Source organism: Comamonas sp. MYb69, from assembly GCF_037479315.1.
Taxonomy (GTDB): Bacteria; Pseudomonadota; Gammaproteobacteria; order Burkholderiales; family Burkholderiaceae_C; genus Comamonas.
The window spans coordinates 34,219-52,865 of sequence record NZ_JBBGZG010000008.1 but is presented as its reverse complement, the minus strand read 5'-3'; the positions used below and the strand labels follow the sequence as shown (position 1 = coordinate 52,865).

Genomic DNA, 18,647 nt, shown 5'->3' with positions numbered 1-18,647 from the left:
GCAGTACCTTCGCCCTTGTGAGTAGTTGTGTCTGTATGAGTAATCAGCGGCACCGGTCCTCGGCCGTCGTTTGGTAGGGTCTGCGTCGACCACACCACATCTGGCGTTCTGGCATGGTGCAGAAGGAGACGCTATGAACCCGCTTGGTGCACAGAGATCCCTACGCCGTCTGCTGTACGGAGGGCTCGCGAGCATGGCCCTGGTCTGCAGCTCCGCCGCCCTTGCGGCATCCTCAGGCGCCGGGCGGGCCTATGGCCTGCAGGTCACGGCCGATGTGCTCGGGGCCGGGCTGGGAATCCCATTTGCGGATACCGGATCAAAGACCGCACCACCGGATTTCAACACGCCCATGTCGGTTGCCAGTGTCGGGGTGACGGCCGGGGTCAATCTTCTGAGCGTGGGGACGGGCGTCATCAACGCCTCCACCCAAAGCAATCTGGCGCAAAACAGTGTGGTGTCGGACACCTCCGTGGACGGCTTGAACCTGTCGCTGGCGATGCTGTCCCTGGGTGCCAATACCATCAGCTCGCAAGCGCGCATGGCCTGTGTCAACGGTGTGCCTGTGGGCTCGGGTGATGCCCAGATTCTGGGCGGAACGGGTGCGCTCAGCGGCGTCAGTGCTGCGGTCAACGGCCTGGTCAACCTGACCGTTGGTGTGCCGGGCTTGGGCACCGAAGTCGGCGTCAAGCTCTACACCAATGAACAAAGCCAAAGCGGCACTACCATGAGCGTGACGGCGCTGCGCATCGAGTTGGTGGCCAAGGCACTGACCCTTCCCTTGCTCAGTGCGTCCGTCGTCGTGGGCAACTCCACCGCGTCGATGCCCGACTGCAAGCCCACCGTCACGCTCAATCCGCTGCCGGCGATCACCGCCAGCAACCAGTCGTCCCTGCCCATCAGCGGCAGCTGCAGCGCCGGCAGCGGCAATGTGGCCATCAGCTCCAACCCTGCAGGGGTGAGCCAGTCGCTGCCTTGTTCCGCAGGCGGCAGCTATGCCGGTGCAGTCAACGCGCAAGGCTTGCCCGATGGCACGGTGACGATCACCGCCACGCAGACGGCCTCCGGGCAAAGCAGCTCGGCGAGCCAGTCGACCAGCAAGAACACGGGCTCGGTGCCGCAGCTGCCGGTGGTGGCTGTCGTTGCGGCGCCCCAGATCACGGCAGCGAACCAGGCCTCCTACACGGTGTCGGGCACCTGCTCGGCCAACGGTGAAGCGGTGGCTGTCATGGTGGGCTCCGTGTCCGCATCGGCGCTGTGCGGTGGTGGTGTCTGGTCGGCCTCGGGCATCAACGTAAGCGGCCTGCCCGATGGCGCGGTGACCGTGACGGCATCGCAAACCGTGGGTGGCCAGACCGGATCGGGCAGCCTGGTGACCGGCAAGGATGCGACCGCCCCTGCGGTGGCGATTACCTCGGCGCCGGTGATCAATGCGGCCAACCAGTCGTCATACGGCGTGGCGGGCAGCTGCTCTGAAAACGGGGCGGCGGTCACGGTGCGCGTGGGGACGGTGGCCGCTGTGCCGCAGCCGGTCTGCAGCAGCGGTATCTGGTCCACCTCGGGCATGGATGTCAGCGGCCTGCCGGCCGGCGCAGTCACGGTGACGGCGATGCAGACCGATGCCGCGGGCAACACCGGCAATGCCAGCCGCACCACCAGCAAGGACAGCAGCGCAGCCGCCGTCACGGTGGTGGTGGCGCCGCGTATCAATAGCAGCAACCAGGCCAGCTATGGCGGCGTCTCTGGCGCCTGCAGCGCCGCTGGTGGCGCGGTGACGGTGGCCATTGGCAGCATCAGCAACACGGCGGCCTGCACCGGCGGCAACTGGACCTTGAGCGCTGTCGATGTGCGCAGCCTGCCCGAGGGCACGGTGGTGGTGAAGGCCTCGCAGACGGTGGCCGGCGCGGTCATCTCCGGCACGCTCAACACCGTCAAGGACACGACGGCGCCTGCGGTCTCGATCAGCACCGCGCCGACCATCGATACCTCGAACCAGAATGCCTACAGCCCAGCGGGCACCTGCACCAGCGGCGACGGCGCGGTCACGGTGAGCGTGGGATCCATCAAGGTGACGGTGGCCTGCGTCAACGGCAGCTGGACGGCGCCTGGCATGCAGGTGGGTGCCTTGCCCAAGGGGCCGGTCACGGTGACGGCGTCGCAAACCGATGAGGCTGGCAATACCGGCAGCAGCAGCCGCGAGGTGACCAAGACCTCGGACCCCAATGGCGAGCTGCCTGCCGGTCTGATCGCAGCCCAGAGTGGCACCTGGATCATCAAGGACGAACTCAATGGGGAGCCGGGTCGCGGCATGGGCATCGACATCCAGGACGGCGTGCTGTTCATGCAGGTCTACAACTACCGTGCCACGGGTGCGCCCACCTTCCACACGGCGCTGGGCAGCTTGCACGACAACACGGTGACCGCGCCGCTCTACTACTACGAAGGCGGGCGCTTCTTTGGCAGCGAGCAGCGCGACGGCCATGAGGCGGGCAGCCCTGGCAATGTGGTGATCAGCTTCACCAGCCGCAGCACCGGCACGATCCAGTTCCCAGGCGAGCCCACCAAGGTGATGCAGCGCTTTGACTACGAGGGCACGCCTGCGGGCGTCTTCTCCGACCCGGCCTTTGTCGACCGCTGGGCCATGGTCGAGCTCAACAGCAGCAACCAGCCGGTGCGCAGCTGGTGGGCCGATATCGGCACGGGCGAGCAGGTGCCCATGAGCGGCGAATGGGCGGCAGCAGCCATGGCCTGGCCCTATCCCGCCAACGCGGCGACGACCGTTCATGGTTTTGGCGGCACCTTGTCCGGCCATGTGGTGGCGCAGTGCAGCTACAGCGGCGCTGGCCTGGTGTTCAACTGCGCGGGCAACCGCACAGGCGGCGCAGGCAGTGGTGCCGTGGTGTCGCTGACGCTGCAGCGTGGCGTGGACCAGATCAGCGGCTCACTGCAAGAGGGCGGTGGTGATGCCCGGCGCCTGGTCGGTTTCCGCGTCGCTCGCGCGGCCTACACCGCCCAAAACAACCAGAATGTGCGCACCAGCTACTATGCACCGGGCTATGCTCCTGAATCGGGCACCTGGGTGGTCAGCAGCGAGCTGCGCGGCCTGCCCGGGCGAGGTCTGTCGATCGAGCTGCAAAAGCCTGTGACCAGCGAGGACCATATGCTGTTCATGTCGGTCTATGACTATGAGAGCGATGGCCAGGGCAGCTTCCACAGCCTCCTGGGCGCGCATGATGCTTCCACCACGCCAGCGCCCAATACGCCCGATCTGTCCACGGTGCAGTACCAAGGGGGGCGCTACTTTGGTGGCCCGGCTGCGATTGCCAGCTTCAAGGCCGATGCCGGTCTGACCCGGTCGATCCACTTCACGGCGCCATCGGTGGGAACGCTGGCCTTCCCCGGCGAGCAGCCGGTGCAGATCGAGCGCTTCTACTATGGCGTCAACAAGGCCTCGGCCCAGTCGCTGCGCGGATCCTGGGTGCTGCTGTCGCAAACGGATGCGATGCCCAGTCGCAACTTCCGCTTCCAGACGCGCGACGCCAACTCGGTGATCGATGCGGACTCGGGCTATGTCTGTGTTGCCCAAGTGCTGCGCCAGTTCAACTTCCACTGCACCGGCCCCTCGGGCTCCCCGGCCTTCCGCTTTGTGGCCGGCTTCTATGGCGCCAGCACCGGCATTGTGGGCGATGCCGAGGATGCGCCAGTCATCACCGTGGTGCGGGTGACCGATCCAAACGGCGAGATGGTGCAGGCGGGCGACTGAGGAGGGGAACCGCTGGTCTGGCCGGACCTCAACCGGCTGGACCTCACCCGGCCGGACCTCACCCGGCTGGACCTGACCCGGTGGTAACTCAGCGGCGGCCGCTGACCCCGCAGGGCCAGGCCCGGGCCGGACCTGTTAAAATGCCCCGGCGCCATGCACTACAGAGCAACGGTTTCGCAGAAAAAGCCTGCAAACCGTTGTTTTTTATTGCCTGCGCCACAAACGCGGGCCGGGCATCGCTCATGCATGCTGGCAGCGACGAAGACCGTTTCGCATCCCGGGCTTGTGCCCGCTGGGGTGCGGGGCGTGAGCCAGCAGGCCTCCTGCTGGCTTTTTCTTCGTCTGTGGTCGACAAACCGGGCACAATGTCCGATATTGTGGATATTGCGCCGCTCGGGTGGGTGGCGCATGGAGAGTCGCCAACCTGGCCCCGCATTGGTGGCTGTGCTGGCGCCTTGTGCAGAGCGATGCGGCGTGCCGTGTCATCAGGCGTGGGGTTGGCGAGCGCAAGCGGGCGGCCCCCATTTAGGAAGGTACAGAACATGCCCAGTTACAACCCACCCTTTGAGATCCATGTCCACGGACAAGTGCTGCTGCGTGCCGATGTCGGCTTTGACCAGCTGCAAGAGGCCTTGAAACCGCTGTGGGCCTATGCGGGCGCCAAGTCGCTGGTCGATGGATCCGAAAGTGCCTACGACGAAGAGCCGGGTATCTTGTTCGAGCCCAAGGACCATGTGCTGCAGATGTGCTGGACGGTGCGCGGCGATGATGATTTTCGCCAGTCGCTGGACGACATGTGCATGAACCTCAACGAGCTGGCCGACCAGGGCGCGGCGATCGAGGTCACCTTCTACGACGCCGAGTTCGACGACGAAGAGCAGGACCGCAGCGCCGAGTCGCGCGACGACTTCATGATGCTGTTTGTGGGCCCGACGCCGGCGGCCATCATGCAGGTGCAGCGCGACATGCTGGTGCAGGATGTGGTGAGCACGATGGAGCGCCACTTCGATGCCGGCGAGCTCGTTGGTGTGGTCGGCGAGATCGACAAGCTGTTCAGCCAGCGTTTTGATGCGCTGGTCGATTCGCTCGAGATCGGCAAGCCGCCACGCGGCACTGGTGGCCCAGGAGGCCCCGGCGGCCATGGGGGTGGCGGACGCCGCCCGCGCCACCTGCACTGAAAATAGCGCTGCGTCCACTGGGCGCGGCATATCTTTGGAATCCCAAGGCAGCCGCTGTGCTGCCTTTGCTGTTTGCTTGAACCATGTCCAGCCCTGTCTTGCTTCCCTATCTGCAGTCCTACCCCGCCAGCTTGCAGCAGCAGGCGGGCAATCTGCTGCAATCGGGCAAGCTGGGCCAGTGGCTGCTGCAGCGCCACCCGCAGCCGCACCAGATGCGCTCGGACAAGGCCTTGCATGCCTATGTGATGGGCCTTAAGGGCGAGCACATGCGCAACAGCGCGGGCCTGGCCAAGGTGGTGTATGACAGCAAGCTGCAGCTGGTCTACCAGGCGCTGGGCATCCATGTGCGCAGCGGCAAAAACCATGGCGGCAAGACGCAGTCGCGCCATGAGATCCGCATTGGCAGCCTGTTCAAGCATGCGCCCGAGGCCTTTTTGCGCATGATTGCCGTGCATGAGCTCGCGCACCTGCGCGAGTCCGACCACAACAAGGCTTTCTACCAGCTGTGTGAGTACATGGAGCCGTCCTACCACCAGCTGGAGCTGGAGGTGCGCCTCTACCTGACCTGGCTCGACCAGGGCGGCCACCGGCTGTGGCAGCTGGGGGCGGATGCGGCGGACAGCGCCGGCTGATCAGTCCGCAGCCTGGCAAAGCTGCGGCGGCAAGCCCAGCCACTGCGCAGCGGCGTATTGCAGCGCCGCCAGCTCGCCGGTCGTCGTCAGGCGGCAGGCCTCGTCAGCGCTGGGCGCCTGCGCGGGCTTGCGCAGCATGCCGGTGGCATGCAGCAGGCTGTAGGTGCGGCGGGCCACGGGCGTGGCCGTGTCGATCAGCGCCACCTGGTCACCCACCAGCGCGCGCAGGGTATCGGCGGCAAAAATATAGTGCGTGCAGCCCAGCACCAGGGTGTCGATCTGGCCGGGTTGTGCGCCAAAGTCGCCCATCGCGGCCAGGTAGGTCTGGCACAGGCCCTGGATATGCGCGGCATCGGCGGCTGCATCGCGCCCGGGCCGGGTGCTGTCTTCAATCGCGCGCGCCAGCCCATTGCAGGCCTGCACCACAAAGCGGGTTTGCGTGGCATGCGCTGCCTGCAAGGTGGCAAAGCGGCTGCTGCTGACGGTGCCCTGGGTGGCGATCACGCCCACCACATGGGTCTGGCTGTGCTGGGCGGCGGGTTTGAGCGCGGGCTCCACACCGATGATGGGCAGGCCGGGGTGCTGCTCGCGCAGGCCTTCAATCGCCGCTGCGGTGGCCGTGTTGCAGGCAATCACCAGCGCCTTGATGTCGTGGCGCTCGCGCATCTGCTGGGTGATGTGGGCGCAGCGCTGCTGCACAAAGGCGTCGCCACGCTCGCCATAGGGGGCGTTGCCGCTGTCGGCCACATAGACGAACTGCTCATCGGGCAGCACATCGCGCAGTGCACGCAGCACACTCAGGCCGCCGATACCGCTGTCAAAAACACCAATGGGGGAGAGAGGGTGGGGCATGGAAGCGTGCAGGGTCAAAGCTGAGAAAAAAGCGTGGGCGCCGTGATTGTAGGCAGGCTGCGGCTTTTATGCATCGACCGCAGCGAGCAGCATCAGGCAGGTGCAGACAATGCTGATGAGCCAGACCCCGAGCACGACGCCCAGCACATGGGGCCAGCGCGCCAGGCCCGGCCAGCAGCGCCGCAGCAGGCAGTGCAGCGGCGTGATCAGCAAGGCCTGCAAAAAGCTCGCCGAGATAAGAATGGGCCAGAGGCTGTCGCCATGGATGGCCTGGAGCAGCGCGCCATCGCCCGCCCAGACAAAGAGCTGTTCGGCCGGCGCATAGCTGGCAAAGCCGGGCAGGCCCAGCAGTACAAAGGACAGCACGAGGCCGCCCAGGCTCCAGAGCAGGGGGGTGCGCTGGGCCTGGGTCCATCGCCAAAGTCGCTGCAGAACTTGCATGGCGCCATTGTGCCCTTGAACGGCGGGCGCAGCCCGCGCGGCGCCGTCGCCCCAGCGTCGCCTGGCCGCAGCGATGCCCCAGGTTTTTGGCACAGATTTCCCCTTATGCTCAGCACAGCCTTGGACGGCAGTGTATAAATTTGCCCTGTCAATCTGGGCTTTGCCCGGCATTGTTGCCAGCAGCGACCGCTGCTGCCCAACCAACAACTAGGAAAACGCAGCCATGGGCGCGCAATGGAAAGCAAAGGGCAAGGCGCTGGTCGCTGATGCCAAGGGAAAACTCTTTGGCAAACTGGTCAAGGAAATCACGGTCGCAGCGCGTTTGGGTGGGGGTGACCCGGCCAGCAATTCGCGCCTGCGCATGGCTGTGGAAGCGGCCCGCAAGGCATCGATGCCCAAGGACACCTTGGAGCGCGCGATCAAGAAGGGCTCGGGCGCTGGCGCCGATGCCGTCAACTACTCGACCGTGCTGTTCGAAGGCTATGCGCCGCACCGCGTGCCGGTGATGGTCGAGTGCCTGACCGACAACCCCAACCGCACGGCACCCAATATGCGCGTGTGCTTCCGCAAGGGCCAGCTGACGGCCGTGGCCTGGGATTTTGACCATGTGGGCATGGTCGAAGGCGAGCCAGAAAACGGCGCCGATGTGGAGCTGGCCGCGATCGAAGCGGGCGCGCAGGATTTCGAGCCGGCGGAAGAAGAGGGCGTGACCCTGTTCATCACCGAGCCGACGGACCTGGACACCGTCAGCAAGGCCTTGCCAGAGCAGGGCATCAAGGTGCTGTCGGCCAAGCTGGGCTACAAGGCCAAGACCCCCATCAGCATGGCCAGCCTGCCTGCCGAAGCGCAGGAAGAGGTGCAAGCCTTCCTGGCCGGTCTGGAAAACGACGACGATGTGCAGAACATCTATGTGGGCCTGGTGGACTGATCCCAGTCCCTGCCCACCCGCTTGAGAACGGCCGCGCAGGCCGTTTTTTCATGGGCGCTTGTGAGGCTCTCGTCAGCAGTTTGCGCTTCTTTATCATCTGCCCATTGACAGGGCGGGCCAGATATGCAGAAATTCGCATGCGCTGGTCGTCGGCGCAGTTTAGATAAGAGCCCATACCATGAAAAAACTCATCGTCCTTGCCAGCATCGCGCTGGCATCCCAGTTTGCGCTGGCAGCCGACAAGACCCCCACGGCCCAGCAGCAGCTGATGGGTACCTGCAACACCGAGGCCAAGACCAAGGAGCTCAAGGGCGATCAGCGCAAGGCTTTCATGTCCAGCTGCCTGTCCGACGGCCGCAAGCGCCAGCAAGAACGCATGAAGACCTGCAACGTCGATGCGACCGGCAAGAAGGGCGACGAGCGCAAGGCCTTCATGAGCGAGTGCCTGAAGAAGTAAAGACTTCTCTCGATCCGGCGCTAAGGCGCTGGGTCTGCCGAACCGGCAAGAAAAAACGCCAAGCATGCACACATGCTTGGCGTTTTGCGTGCTGGGCCCGAAGGCCGCACAGATCGCTACAGAAACCGTTTAGAAGCGGTGGCGGATGCCGACGCCAAAACTGGTGCCATTGCCGAAGTCCTTGACCTTGTCGTACATCACGATGGCGTAGCCGTCGGTGCGCTTGGAGAAGTCGTAGTTGTAGCCGACGGAGACGGTGTCACGCTTGGCATTGCTGTCCTGCAGCTTGCTGTGGGCCCAGCCAGCAAGGATGCGGCTGGTGGCGCCCAGCGGCACGGTCGCGCCCAGGCTGGCAGTCTTGATCTTGAAGTCGGTGTCCTTGCCGGTCGTCTGGCCGTAGGTCGCATAGGCCTTCACAAAACCGGCGTCATAGCTGCTGCCCAGCATCCAGTTGCGGTGGTTCTCGGCCAGCACGGCGGGGACGGGGTTGCTCATGTCCACGTCTTCATAGAAGCCGGTGATGGCAAAAGGACCGTTGGCGTAGGTGGCGTTCAGGCCGATGTTGTTCTTGCCGCCTTGGCCGGCCTGCTCACCAAACTGGTAGTGCAGGTTGCCGCTGAAGCCGCCGACCTTGGGCGTGCTGTAGATCACCTGGTTGCTCCAGCCGGTGTCGGAGGGGTTGCTGCTCTGCCAGCCGCTCTTGTTGAACAGCGACACGTTTTGGTGCAGCACCAGCGGCGAGAAGGTGAAGGAATCACCAAAGGGGTTCATCGAGATCGATGGCACGAAGTTGGGCGCCACGGTGCGGCCCAGGGTCACGGCACCAAAATCGCCGGACAGCGAGACCAGCGCATCGCGCGACCAGAAGACGTCGCCGGTGAAGCGGCCGGGCGTGCCGGTGTCGGCACGCATGAAGCTGGTCAGCAGGAAGCTGGCCTTGAGGCCGCCGCCCAGGTCTTCGGTGCCCTTGAAGCCGAACCAGGAGGTGGTCATGCCACCGCTGCCCAGCGTGGATGTGCGGCCATCATCGCCGGGAGCTTTCATCGAACCGATATACATATCGACCAGACCGGTGGCGGTCACCGACGATTGGGCCTGCGCTGCGGAGGCGCAGGCGGCCATCACGGCCAGGGCGAGCAGTTTGTTGTTCATGGCATTCCTTTGTTACAAGCGTGTGAATTTGTGATAGCGGTGAATTGTGAAGTCAGTGCCGACCGCTCTGAGCAATATGTGTGCCAAAAGCTAAAAAAACCGCTGGTAAAGACCCGAGGTGTGGCGTGGACGCCGCATATTGGGGGTATATGGTTTTTGCAAGGAGTTAAGGCAGGTTCTTGGCCGCTGATGCCTGATGAGGCCGCTGGTTTGGGGCTGAAGCGGCCGCTGCGGGGGCTGCCGATCGCTGGCAAGGATTGATGTAGCTCAATGTGCGCAGGCGGCAATCGGGGCAAAGTGCGGCCCATGCCTGACTTACTCTGCCTGGATGAATTTGCCCCGAACAGCGCCGGCGCCGGTGCCTTGCTGCGCCAGCGCCACCAGCCCTTGCTGGATGTGCTGTACCTGGAGCGGGGCTCGGTTGCCTTTGGGGTGCAGGAAGAGGGGCGCATGCGCCACCTGCTCGGGGTGATGGAGGGGCCCTGCTGGCTCGATGCCGCGCCGGCACTGGCCGACCAGCCCTGTGCGGTGGACATGGTGGCGCGCACTGCCGTGCAATGGCGTGCGGTGCCGGTGGCGCAGCTGCGCGGCTACCTGCTGCAATGGCCCGCGGAGGCCCAGGGCCTGGTGGCCAGCATGGCCCAGGGCTACTGCCAGCAGGCGGCGCTCGCGGTCAGCCGGGTGGCGCAGGACGCTGTGGCGCGCTGCGCCGAGTGGCTGCTGCAGCATGCCGAGCCCGGCGACCAGGGCCTGCGGGTGCAACTGGCGCAATCCAAGCGCCAGATTGCCGCCCACCTGGGCATTGCGCCCGAGACGCTCTCGCGCGTGCTGCGCCAATTGCGCGACCAGGGCCTGCTCGACGGCCTGGGCAAGAACCTCTGGCTGCCGCAGCCCGAATCGCTGCGCCAGCTGGCCAAGTCCTAGACAGCCCGATTGGCGCCCCCGCACTGGATCGGCCGGGCCAAACGGTGACCCGGGTTTTCTCGGTCCGGTTTTGTCCTGATACCGGCGCCGGTACATAAGCGCCAAGATGTGGCACCTGAAAGGAGGTGCCCTGTGCCAAAGACGATGACTTGCCCTTGCCGGATCGGCTGGTGCCTCCGGGCCCTGCGGGCCAGGTAGCCCGGCATGGATGACAGGCCGGTGCATTGGCAGCCCGATCCCGCCCCTCCGGTAGACGACCTGCGTGATACGGCCGGGCCCTGGCTGTGGCGGCTGTGGGTGGTGGTGCCCTTGATGGTGCTGATGGGCACGGCGCTGGTGCAGTGGCTGGCAATCCATGCCAGCCAGCAGACGGTGATCACCCAGCTGTCGGCCCAGCAGGCCGACGAGACCGAGATGCTCGCCAGACTGATGGGCAGCAAGCTCGAGCAAAGCCAGAAGGTGCTCGGCGCCCTGGCCGAGGCGGCGGCGCCCTGGGTGCAGGGCCCCGCGTCCCAGCATCCCCCGCTCCTGGAGCAGGGCCTGGCGGCCACGCGCTATTTCGACAGCCTGGTGTATGCGCGCGGCGCCGAGGTTTTCCGGCGCCATGTGCGCGATGCCAGCGAGGGCGATGAGGCCGTGGAGCCGGCGGAGCGGGATCTGCTGCGCCGGGTGATGGTCGACGGCAAACCGCTGGTGTCCGAGCCCTTCAAAAGTGCGTCCGGCGGGCCCAGCATTGCGCTGGGCATTCCGCTGCGCGACAAGCAGGGCACGGTGCAGGGCGCGATGGCCGGGGTGTTGCGCCTGCAGTCGCAAAGCCTGCTGCCGGTATCGCTGGCCGCTACCCCGCCCGACAGTGGGCAGCTGGTGCTGATGACGGCCGCAGGCGTGCTGATCTCCCACCCCGACCCGGCCCGCATTCTGGGCCCGACCGACGATGACCCCTTGCTGGCCCCGGTGCTGCAGCGCTGGCAGGAGCGCGCAGCCCGTGGCGGCGCCCAGACTGCGCAGTCCTGGTGGCTGGCGCCCAACCTCGTCAGCGTCGCGCAGATGCCCGCAGCCCGCTGGCTGGTGGTGCGTGTGATGCCCCATGACCAGAGCCTGCAAAGCTGGGGACGCCAGTGGCGCAGCTGGTGGTGGCTGCTGCTGATGCCGCTGGCCCTGGCGGCACTGACCTGGCTGTGGCTGTGGGGGCACAGCCGGCGCTTCAAGCAGTTGGTGGCGCAGACACCGCTGCCCGTTGCGCCCGCACCGGTGCTGGCACTGGCCTCGGGCCCGGTGCAGGCGGCCGACCCAGCCAGCGGCCCGCCGCCCGATGAGATTGACCGCATGGGCATGCACTTGCAGGAGCTGGGGCAGCAACGCGAATCGCTGGCCGAGCAGTTGCGTGAGCAGCAGCAACTGGCCGAGAGTGTGCTCGCGCATGCGCGCTTTTCCTTTTTGCTGCTGCAGCGCGATCAGATTCAACAGGTCTCCCAGGCGCTGGCCCATTTGCTGGGCTACAGCCGCCAGGACTTGCAAGGCCAGCCGGTGCACATGCTGGCCATGGCCGACCAGGATTTTGACCAGGCCTGGGCGCAACTGGCCCCGGACCTGGAGCGCCTGGGCAGCGCCGAGACCAGCGTGGTGCTGCGCCACCAGTCGGGTGCGCCGGTCATGGTCAGCCTGCACCTGGTGAACATTGCGCAGGCGGGGCCCGATCTGCGCTGGTGCTTTGTGCGCGCCGGCCAGGCCCGCGTGGCCGCGCAGTCGCCCAGCCGCATGGACAAGCTCACCCTGCTGCCCAACTACGAGGCCTTGCTGCTGCACCTGACCGCCTTGCTGCAGGCCCGGCGCGAGGGGCTGGACCAGTCCTCGCCCAGTGCGCCGGTGCTGTTCTATGTGAATGTCGACAATATGTCGGCCATCAATGCGCTGGCCGGCCATGCGCAGGGCGATCTGGTGCTGCAGCATGTGGCGCGCCAGCTGCAGCTGCTGCAGCCCTTCCAGGGCTATGCGGCGCGGGTGGCGGGCGACAAGTTTGCGCTGGTGCTGCGCCAGTGCAGCCCGGAAAAGGCCCATGAGCTGGCCGCCCAGCTCTGCGACACCTTGCAGAACTGGCAGCCCCAGTTGCGCAGCAAGCATTTTGTGGTCACCGTCAGCATCGGTCTGCTGCAGATGGATGCCTCGTTTTCCGATGCGCTGCAGGCGGTGCGCGCGGCCGACATGGCCAGCTACAGCGCCAAGCGCCAGGGAGGCAACCGCGCCTGCTGGCGTGAGGCCAAGGTGGCCTGAAGGGAGGGGGCGCAGGGCGGGGAGACTTTGAACAGGTTCTGAAGGCAAGGGGCTGAGGGACATCCGCCACAGCTTGGGGTAACAACCGGGATAGGCGACAGGTCGCGGCTGATAAGCTTGAATGTCCAGATTCAAAATACCCGCATGCGCGACCAAGCCCTGTTTGACAAGATTGACCTGCACCTGATCCGGGTGCTGCACACGGTGCTGACCGAGCGCAGCGTCTCGCGGGCCGCCTTGCGCCTGGGCATGTACCAGCCGGCGGTGTCGGCCGCACTCAAGCGCCTGCGCGACCTGGTGGGCGACCCTTTGCTGGTGCGCTCGGGCGCGGCCATGATGCCCACCGACAAGGGCCAGCGCATGGTCGAGCCCGCAGCGGCCATCCTGCGCGCTGCCGAAGGCCTGTTCAGCGATGCCCGCGATTTTGCCCCGCAGACGGCGACCCGCACCTTCCGCATAGCAGCGAGTGATTACTTCGATCCGCTGTTTTTGCCCGCGCTGGTCGCGCGCATCAAGTCCGAGGCGCCGCTGTGCGTGGTGGAGATCTACCCGCTGTCGTCCGAGACCCATTACCACGCCCAACTCGCCCAGGGCGATATCGATGTGGTGGTGGGCAACTGGCTGCAGCCCACCGGTGACCTGCACATGACCAGCCTGATGAGCGACGACGTGGTGAGCCTGGTCAGCCGCCGCCACCCGGCGGTGCGGCGGGGCTGGGATGTCGAGGCCTGGCTGCAGGCCGAGCATATTGCGCCCACTGCCACGCACCCGGGCGCGCGCGGCATCATCGATGCCCGGCTCGATGCGTTGGGGGTGGAGCGGCGCATCATGGCGCGCTGCGCCCACTTCAGTGCGATTCCGGCCATGGTGGCATCGAGCTTGCTTGTGCTGACCACGGGGCGCCAGTTCTGTGAGCGCTTTGTCGACACGCATGCGCTGGCTATCCTGGACTGCCCGCTGGCGCTGCCGCCGCTCGATTACTACCTGCTGTGGCACGCCCGAACCCATGCCTCTGATGCGGCCATCTGGCTGCGCAGCTGCCTGAAAAAAACCGCGCTCTCGCTGCGAAGCCCGGCGGGCTATTCGCCGTGAGTGAGCGCATCTTCGCGTTTTATCCCGCGCTCGGGTAACAATTTGAGGGACAATTGCCGCCCATGAAAGAACAGACCCCGACACCGACAACCGATGGCGCGGCCGCGCCCCGGTTACAGCTGATCGGCATCACCAAGCGCTACCCAGCGGTTGTAGCCAATAACAAAGTATCGTTAAAAGTGCGCGCCGGGGAAATCCACGCCGTGCTGGGCGAGAACGGCGCGGGCAAGTCCACGCTGATGAAGATCATCTACGGCTCGGTCAAACCCGATGAGGGCCAGATCCTGGTCAATGGCCAGCCAGTGCAGATCCGCAACCCCCAGGAGGCACGCCAGCTGGGCATCAGCATGGTGTTCCAGCATTTCAGCCTGTTTGACACGCTGACGGTGGCCGAGAACGTCTGGCTGGGCCAGAACAAAAGCATGTCGCTGGCAGAAGTGACCGCTCGCATCACCGAGGTGGCCAGCGAGTATGGCCTGGACATTGATCCCCAGCGGCCGGTGCACAGCCTGTCGGTGGGCGAGATGCAGCGGGTGGAGATCATCCGCGGCTTGCTCACCCGCCCCCGCGTGCTGATCCTCGATGAGCCGACCTCGGTGCTCACGCCCCAGGCGGTGGAAAAGCTGTTTGTCGTGCTGCGCAAGCTGGCCGCCGAGGGCTGCAGCATTCTCTATATCAGCCATAAGCTCCATGAAATCCGCGCGCTGTGCACCGCCTGCACGGTGCTGCGTGGTGGCGAGGTGACCGGTGAGTGCGACCCGCGTGAGCAAAGCAATGCCTCGCTGTCGCGCATGATGATTGGCGCAGAGCCGCCGATGCTCAAGCTACGCCCCAGCCAGGCAGGGGCCACGGTGCTCAGCGTGCAGCAGCTGCGCCTGGCCAAGCAGGACCCGTTTGGTGTGGACCTGGATGGCATTTCGCTGCAGGTGCGGGCCGGCGAGGTGGTGGGGATTGCCGGTGTTTCGGGCAATGGCCAAAAGGAGCTGCTGTATGCGCTCTCGGGCGAAGACATGCGCGCCGAGCCGCAGGCCGTGCTGATGGATGCCACGCCGATGGGGCGCATGGGCCCGGGCCAGCGCCGCGCGCTGGGCCTGCATTTTGTGCCCGAAGAACGCCTGGGCCGGGGCGCCGTGCCCAGCATGAGCCTGGCGCACAACCTGGTGTTGACGCGCAATGAGATGCTGGGCGCCGGTGGCTGGCTGCGCATGGGCCAGCTCGACCAGATGGCGCGTGGCATCATCACGCGCTTTGGTGTCAAGGCTGGTGGCCCGCAGGCCAGTGCGCAGTCGCTCTCGGGCGGCAACCTGCAAAAGTTCATCGTGGGCCGGGAGATCGATGCCAAGCCCCGCCTGCTGATCGTCTCGCAGCCCACCTGGGGGGTGGATGTGGGCGCGGCAGCACAGATCCGGGGCGAGATCCTGGCGCTGCGCGATGCGGGCTGCGCCGTGCTGGTGCTCAGTGAGGAGTTGGAAGAATTGTTTGAAATCAGTGACCGCCTGCATGTGATTGCCAAGGGCCGCCTGTCGCCCTCGGTGGCGCGGGCCGATGCCTCGGTGCAGTTGATCGGCGAATGGATGAGTGGCCTTTGGGAAGGCCGCAATGCCGCCCCGGCTGCCGCTGCTGCCGCTCTCGCCGAGGAGGGCCACCATGCTTAAACTCGAGCAACGCCCCCAGGCCTCGCGCTTTTGGACTTTTGGCTCGCCGGTGCTGGCCTTGCTGATCACGGTGCTGATCGGGGTCGGCCTGTTTGTGCTGCTGGGCAAGGACCCGGTCAAGGGCCTGCAGGCCTTTTTCTGGGAGCCCATCAAGTCCGGCTACGCGCTGGGCGAGTTGACGATGAAGGCCACGCCGCTGCTGCTGATTGCGCTGGGCCTGGCGGTCTGCTTTCGCTCCAATGTCTGGAACATTGGTGCCGAGGGCCAGTTTGTCATCGGCGCCGTGGCCGCGGGCGGCATGGCCTTGCTGGCCGACAAGAACACCGGCCCCTGGATTGTTCCCGTCATCCTGCTGGCCGGCATGCTCGGCGGCATGGTCTGGGCCGGCATCGTGGCCTGGCTGCGCGACCGCTTCAATGCCAACGAGATTCTGGTCAGCCTGATGCTGGTCTATGTCGCCACCCTGGTGCTGGGCTACCTGGTCTATGGGCCCTGGAAAGACCCGATGGGCTACAACTTCCCGCAGACCAAGAGCTTCGAGAAGATCACGCAAATCCCCAAACTGGTGCAAGGCATGCGCATGAACATCGGCGTGCTGATTGCGCTGGCCGGGGCTGCGCTGCTCTGGGTCTACCTGTTCCGCACCCGCGCCGGGCTGGCCCAGCAGGTGGGGGGCCTGGCGCCCTCAGCGGCCCGCTATGCTGGATTTTCGTCGCGCAAGGCCTTGTGGACGGCGCTGATGATCTCGGGCGCCACCGCCGGCCTGGCCGGCGCGCTGGAAGTGGCCGGCCCCCTGGGCCAGCTCACGCCCTATGTGCCCGCCGGCTATGGCTTTGCGGCCATCATCGTCGCCTTTGTCGGTCGCCTGCATCCCGTGGGCATGGTTTTCTCCGCGATTCTTATGAGCATGTTCTACATCGGCGGCGAGCTGGCGCAGTCGCGCCTGGGCCTGCCCAAGGCCCTGACCGGCGTCTTCCAGGGGCTGCTGCTGTTCACCTTGCTGGCCTGTGACACCTTGGTGGTCTACCGCCTGCGTTGGGTGGCATCGCGCGCCGCAGTGAAGGGAGGCCTGTGATGGAATCCTATGCACTGCTTTTGGGCGCTACGCTGAGCGCTGGCACCGTGTTGGCGCTGGCAGCGCTGGGCCTGCTGATCAACGAGAAGGCCGGCATCGTCAACCTGGGCGCCGAGGGCATGATGCTGTGCGCCGCGATTGCCGGTTTTGCCACCGTGGTCCACACCGGCAGCACCTGGCTGGGCTTTGGCGCGGGTATGCTCGCTGGCGCCGTGCTGGCCGCCATCTTTGGCGTGCTGGTGATCTGGCTCAACACCAACCAGTACGCCACTGGCCTGGCACTTTCACTGTTTGGCGCCGGTTTCTCGGCTTTTGTCGGCCTGTCCTATGTGCAGGCCAAGCTGCCCAGCCTGCCCAAGTATGCGATCCCGGGCCTGGCCGATATCCCGCTCTTGGGCCCGGCGCTGTTTACCTTGCACCCGCTGGTGTATGGCGCCATGGCGCTGGTCTTGCTGATGATGTGGTTCCTCTACCGCACGCGCGCAGGCCTTGTGCTGCGCGCCGTGGGTGAATCGCCCACATCCGCCCATGCGCTGGGCTACCCGGTGCGCCGCATCCGCCTGATGGCGGTGGTGTTTGGCGGCGCGATGTGCGGCCTGGCCGGTGCCTATATCTCGACCGTCTACACGCCGCTGTGGGTCGAAGGCATGGTCTCGGGCAGGGGCTGGATTGCGCTGGCGCTGACCACCTTTGCCACCTGGCGCCCCGCGCGGGTGCTGCTGGGCGCCTACCTGTTTGGCGGTGTGACCATGCTGCAGTTCCATCTGCAGGCCAGCGGCGTGCAGCTGGCCAGCCAGCTGCTGTCCATGCTGCCTTACCTGGCCACCATCGTGGTGCTGGTGCTGATCTCGCGCAATCCAACCTGGATTCGCGCCAATATGCCGGCTTCGTTGGGCAAGCCTTTCTATCCCGGGTCATAAGCGCGTGTCAGCACGCGCCCATAACGATAACAGCGGCCCGCTTTTCGTCCGTTCTTTATAAAAACCAAGGATTCATCCATGCAAACCATGCGCAAGCGCTCCGTGATCAAGTTGATCGGCCTGTCGGCCCTGTCGTTGGCGACCCTGGCCGCCTGCGGCAAGAAGGAAGAGCCCGCCGCCCCGGCAGCTCCTGCGCCGGCTGCCGCCGCCCCTGCTGCCGACAAGCTCAAGGTCAGCTTCATGTATGTGAGCCCGATTGGCGACGGCGGCTGGACCTTCCAGCATGAGCTGGCCCGCAAGGCGATTGCACAGAAGTTTGGCGACAAGATCGAGACCTCGATGGTCGAGAGCGTGCCCGAGTCGGCCGATGCCGAACGCGTGCTGCGCGACATGGCAGGCCAGGGCAACAAGCTCATTTTTGCGACCAGCTTTGGCTACCAGGAGTTTGTGCAAAAGGCCGCTGCCGACCTCAAGGAGGTGAAGTTCGAGCACGCCACCGGCTACAAGCAGGCCGACAATGTCGCGGTCTACGACACCAAAACCTTTGAAGGCGCTTACCTCGCCGGTATCGTGGCCGGCTCGATGACCAAGACCAAGACCGTCGGTGTGGTGGCCTCGGTGCCGATTCCGGAAGTGGTGCGCAACATCAACAGCTTTGTGCTGGGCGCGCAGAGCGTGGACCCCAGCATCCAGGCCAAGGTGGTCTGGGTGAACGAATGGTTTGCACCGCCCAAGGAGTCGGAAGCGGCCACCAGCCTGATCAACGGCGGCGTGGACGTGATGTACCAGAACACCAACTCGCCCGCCGTCCTCAAGACCGCCGAAGAGCGCGGCGTCTACGCCTTTGGCAAAGACGGCGACATGAGCGCTTTCGCACCCAAGGCCCACCTGGGCTCGGCCGTGATCGACTGGACGCCTTACTACAGCAAGGTGGTCGAAGACAGCTTGGCCGGCCAATGGCAGTCGGGCAACTTCTGGTGGGGGGTGAAGGAAGGCGCAATGGACCTGGTCAAGATCGCCGACCAGGTGCCCCAGGACGCCAAGGACAAGGTTGAAAAGGCCAAGCAAGGCATGAAGGACGGCAGCTTCGCGGTCTGGACCGGCCCGATCGTGGACAACAAGGGCCAGGAAGTGCTGGCCAGCGGCACGGTGGGCGATGATGCTTTCCTGCGCGGCATCAACTTCTATGTCAAGGGCATCGAAGGCGCCGTGCCCGGCGCGAAGTAATCCGGGCTGCAGCGCCCGGTAGCCTTAGGTCGCGCTAGCCAGCGCCAAGCAGGGGCTGCCGGGCCTGCAGGCAAACAAACAAC

At 65.5% G+C, this 18,647-nt stretch carries 15 protein-coding genes; 12 read left to right on the top strand and 3 right to left on the bottom strand.

Going from position 1 to position 18,647, the window contains the following annotated elements; translation table 11 throughout:
- Positions 1–133 precede the first annotated feature (133 nt).
- The 3 genes from WH303_RS12475 to WH303_RS12465 all read left to right on the top strand — a co-directional run bounded on the left by WH303_RS12475 (position 134) and on the right by WH303_RS12465 (position 5,570).
- On the top strand, positions 134–3,760 hold the full coding sequence (locus WH303_RS12475) for a choice-of-anchor P family protein (RefSeq protein WP_339518823.1): 3,627 nt from the start codon (positions 134–136) through the stop codon (positions 3,758–3,760).
- 542 nt (positions 3,761–4,302) lie between these two features.
- On the top strand, positions 4,303–4,938 hold the full coding sequence (locus tag WH303_RS12470; RefSeq protein ID WP_312987545.1) for a DUF6806 family protein: 636 nt from the start codon (positions 4,303–4,305) through the stop codon (positions 4,936–4,938).
- Between the two features lie 83 nt (positions 4,939–5,021).
- Positions 5,022–5,570, top strand: coding sequence for a YgjP-like metallopeptidase domain-containing protein (locus WH303_RS12465; protein ID WP_021027753.1), 549 nt, complete (start codon positions 5,022–5,024; stop codon positions 5,568–5,570).
- Here WH303_RS12465 and murI read toward each other — a convergent pair whose 3' ends face one another.
- Together murI and WH303_RS12455 are read right to left on the bottom strand one after the other, a co-directional pair.
- Positions 5,571–6,422: a glutamate racemase gene (gene murI / locus WH303_RS12460; RefSeq protein WP_339518820.1), complete on the bottom strand. Its 852-nt coding sequence runs from the start codon at positions 6,420–6,422 to the stop codon at positions 5,571–5,573.
- Between the two features lie 66 nt (positions 6,423–6,488).
- Entirely contained in the window at positions 6,489–6,863 is a 375-nt protein-coding gene (locus tag WH303_RS12455) for a hypothetical protein (RefSeq protein ID WP_339518819.1), read from the bottom strand.
- A gap of 223 nt (positions 6,864–7,086) precedes the next feature.
- On the opposite strand from WH303_RS12455, the gene WH303_RS12450 reads away from it, so the two are divergent.
- Positions 7,087–7,791 (top strand): YebC/PmpR family DNA-binding transcriptional regulator, encoded by a 705-nt coding sequence (locus WH303_RS12450; protein WP_021027751.1) that lies wholly within the window; start codon positions 7,087–7,089, stop codon positions 7,789–7,791.
- 178 nt (positions 7,792–7,969) lie between these two features.
- On the top strand, positions 7,970–8,248 hold the full coding sequence (locus WH303_RS12445) for a PsiF family protein (RefSeq protein WP_021027750.1): 279 nt from the start codon (positions 7,970–7,972) through the stop codon (positions 8,246–8,248).
- A 129-nt stretch (positions 8,249–8,377) separates the two neighbouring features.
- Here WH303_RS12445 and WH303_RS12440 read toward each other — a convergent pair whose 3' ends face one another.
- On the bottom strand, positions 8,378–9,400 hold the full coding sequence (locus tag WH303_RS12440; protein ID WP_339518817.1) for a porin: 1,023 nt from the start codon (positions 9,398–9,400) through the stop codon (positions 8,378–8,380).
- Between the two features lie 306 nt (positions 9,401–9,706).
- Here WH303_RS12440 and WH303_RS12435 point away from each other — a divergent pair, with 306 nt between their 5' ends.
- The 7 genes from WH303_RS12435 (at position 9,707) to WH303_RS12405 (ending at position 18,564) form a co-directional block, all read left to right on the top strand.
- Positions 9,707–10,324: a Crp/Fnr family transcriptional regulator gene (locus WH303_RS12435; RefSeq protein WP_312990429.1), complete on the top strand. Its 618-nt coding sequence runs from the start codon at positions 9,707–9,709 to the stop codon at positions 10,322–10,324.
- A 204-nt stretch (positions 10,325–10,528) separates the two neighbouring features.
- Complete coding sequence (locus WH303_RS12430; protein ID WP_339518814.1) at positions 10,529–12,595, top strand: sensor domain-containing diguanylate cyclase; 2,067 nt, start codon at positions 10,529–10,531, stop codon at positions 12,593–12,595.
- Between the two features lie 144 nt (positions 12,596–12,739).
- Positions 12,740–13,687 carry a LysR family transcriptional regulator gene (locus tag WH303_RS12425; RefSeq protein ID WP_021027746.1) on the top strand — a complete coding sequence of 316 codons (948 nt, stop codon included), beginning with the start codon at positions 12,740–12,742 and terminating at the stop codon, positions 13,685–13,687.
- A 62-nt stretch (positions 13,688–13,749) separates the two neighbouring features.
- Positions 13,750–15,342 (top strand): ABC transporter ATP-binding protein, encoded by a 1,593-nt coding sequence (locus WH303_RS12420; RefSeq protein ID WP_339518812.1) that lies wholly within the window; start codon positions 13,750–13,752, stop codon positions 15,340–15,342.
- Positions 15,335–16,417: an ABC transporter permease gene (locus WH303_RS12415; RefSeq protein ID WP_021027744.1), complete on the top strand. Its 1,083-nt coding sequence runs from the start codon at positions 15,335–15,337 to the stop codon at positions 16,415–16,417. The genes WH303_RS12420 and WH303_RS12415 overlap by 8 nt, the downstream gene beginning before the upstream one ends.
- A complete protein-coding gene (locus WH303_RS12410) occupies positions 16,417–17,337 on the top strand; it encodes an ABC transporter permease (RefSeq protein WP_312988682.1) in 921 nt (306 codons plus the stop codon). The genes WH303_RS12415 and WH303_RS12410 overlap by 1 nt, the downstream gene beginning before the upstream one ends.
- A gap of 78 nt (positions 17,338–17,415) precedes the next feature.
- A complete protein-coding gene (locus tag WH303_RS12405; protein ID WP_339518810.1) occupies positions 17,416–18,564 on the top strand; it encodes a BMP family ABC transporter substrate-binding protein in 1,149 nt (382 codons plus the stop codon).
- The last annotated feature ends 83 nt before the right edge of the window (positions 18,565–18,647 follow it).

Coding starts and splice junctions, on each gene's coding strand:
- WH303_RS12475 (WP_339518823.1), top strand. CDS start 134: ATGAACCCGCTTGGTGCACAGAGATCCCTACGCCGTCTGCTGTACGGA.
- WH303_RS12470 (WP_312987545.1), top strand. CDS start 4,303: ATGCCCAGTTACAACCCACCCTTTGAGATCCATGTCCACGGACAAGTG.
- WH303_RS12465 (WP_021027753.1), top strand. CDS start 5,022: ATGTCCAGCCCTGTCTTGCTTCCCTATCTGCAGTCCTACCCCGCCAGC.
- murI (WP_339518820.1), bottom strand. CDS start 6,422: ATGCCCCACCCTCTCTCCCCCATTGGTGTTTTTGACAGCGGTATCGGC.
- WH303_RS12455 (WP_339518819.1), bottom strand. CDS start 6,863: ATGCAAGTTCTGCAGCGACTTTGGCGATGGACCCAGGCCCAGCGCACC.
- WH303_RS12450 (WP_021027751.1), top strand. CDS start 7,087: ATGGGCGCGCAATGGAAAGCAAAGGGCAAGGCGCTGGTCGCTGATGCC.
- WH303_RS12445 (WP_021027750.1), top strand. CDS start 7,970: ATGAAAAAACTCATCGTCCTTGCCAGCATCGCGCTGGCATCCCAGTTT.
- WH303_RS12440 (WP_339518817.1), bottom strand. CDS start 9,400: ATGAACAACAAACTGCTCGCCCTGGCCGTGATGGCCGCCTGCGCCTCC.
- WH303_RS12435 (WP_312990429.1), top strand. CDS start 9,707: ATGCCTGACTTACTCTGCCTGGATGAATTTGCCCCGAACAGCGCCGGC.
- WH303_RS12430 (WP_339518814.1), top strand. CDS start 10,529: ATGGATGACAGGCCGGTGCATTGGCAGCCCGATCCCGCCCCTCCGGTA.
- WH303_RS12425 (WP_021027746.1), top strand. CDS start 12,740: ATGCGCGACCAAGCCCTGTTTGACAAGATTGACCTGCACCTGATCCGG.
- WH303_RS12420 (WP_339518812.1), top strand. CDS start 13,750: ATGAAAGAACAGACCCCGACACCGACAACCGATGGCGCGGCCGCGCCC.
- WH303_RS12415 (WP_021027744.1), top strand. CDS start 15,335: ATGCTTAAACTCGAGCAACGCCCCCAGGCCTCGCGCTTTTGGACTTTT.
- WH303_RS12410 (WP_312988682.1), top strand. CDS start 16,417: ATGGAATCCTATGCACTGCTTTTGGGCGCTACGCTGAGCGCTGGCACC.
- WH303_RS12405 (WP_339518810.1), top strand. CDS start 17,416: ATGCAAACCATGCGCAAGCGCTCCGTGATCAAGTTGATCGGCCTGTCG.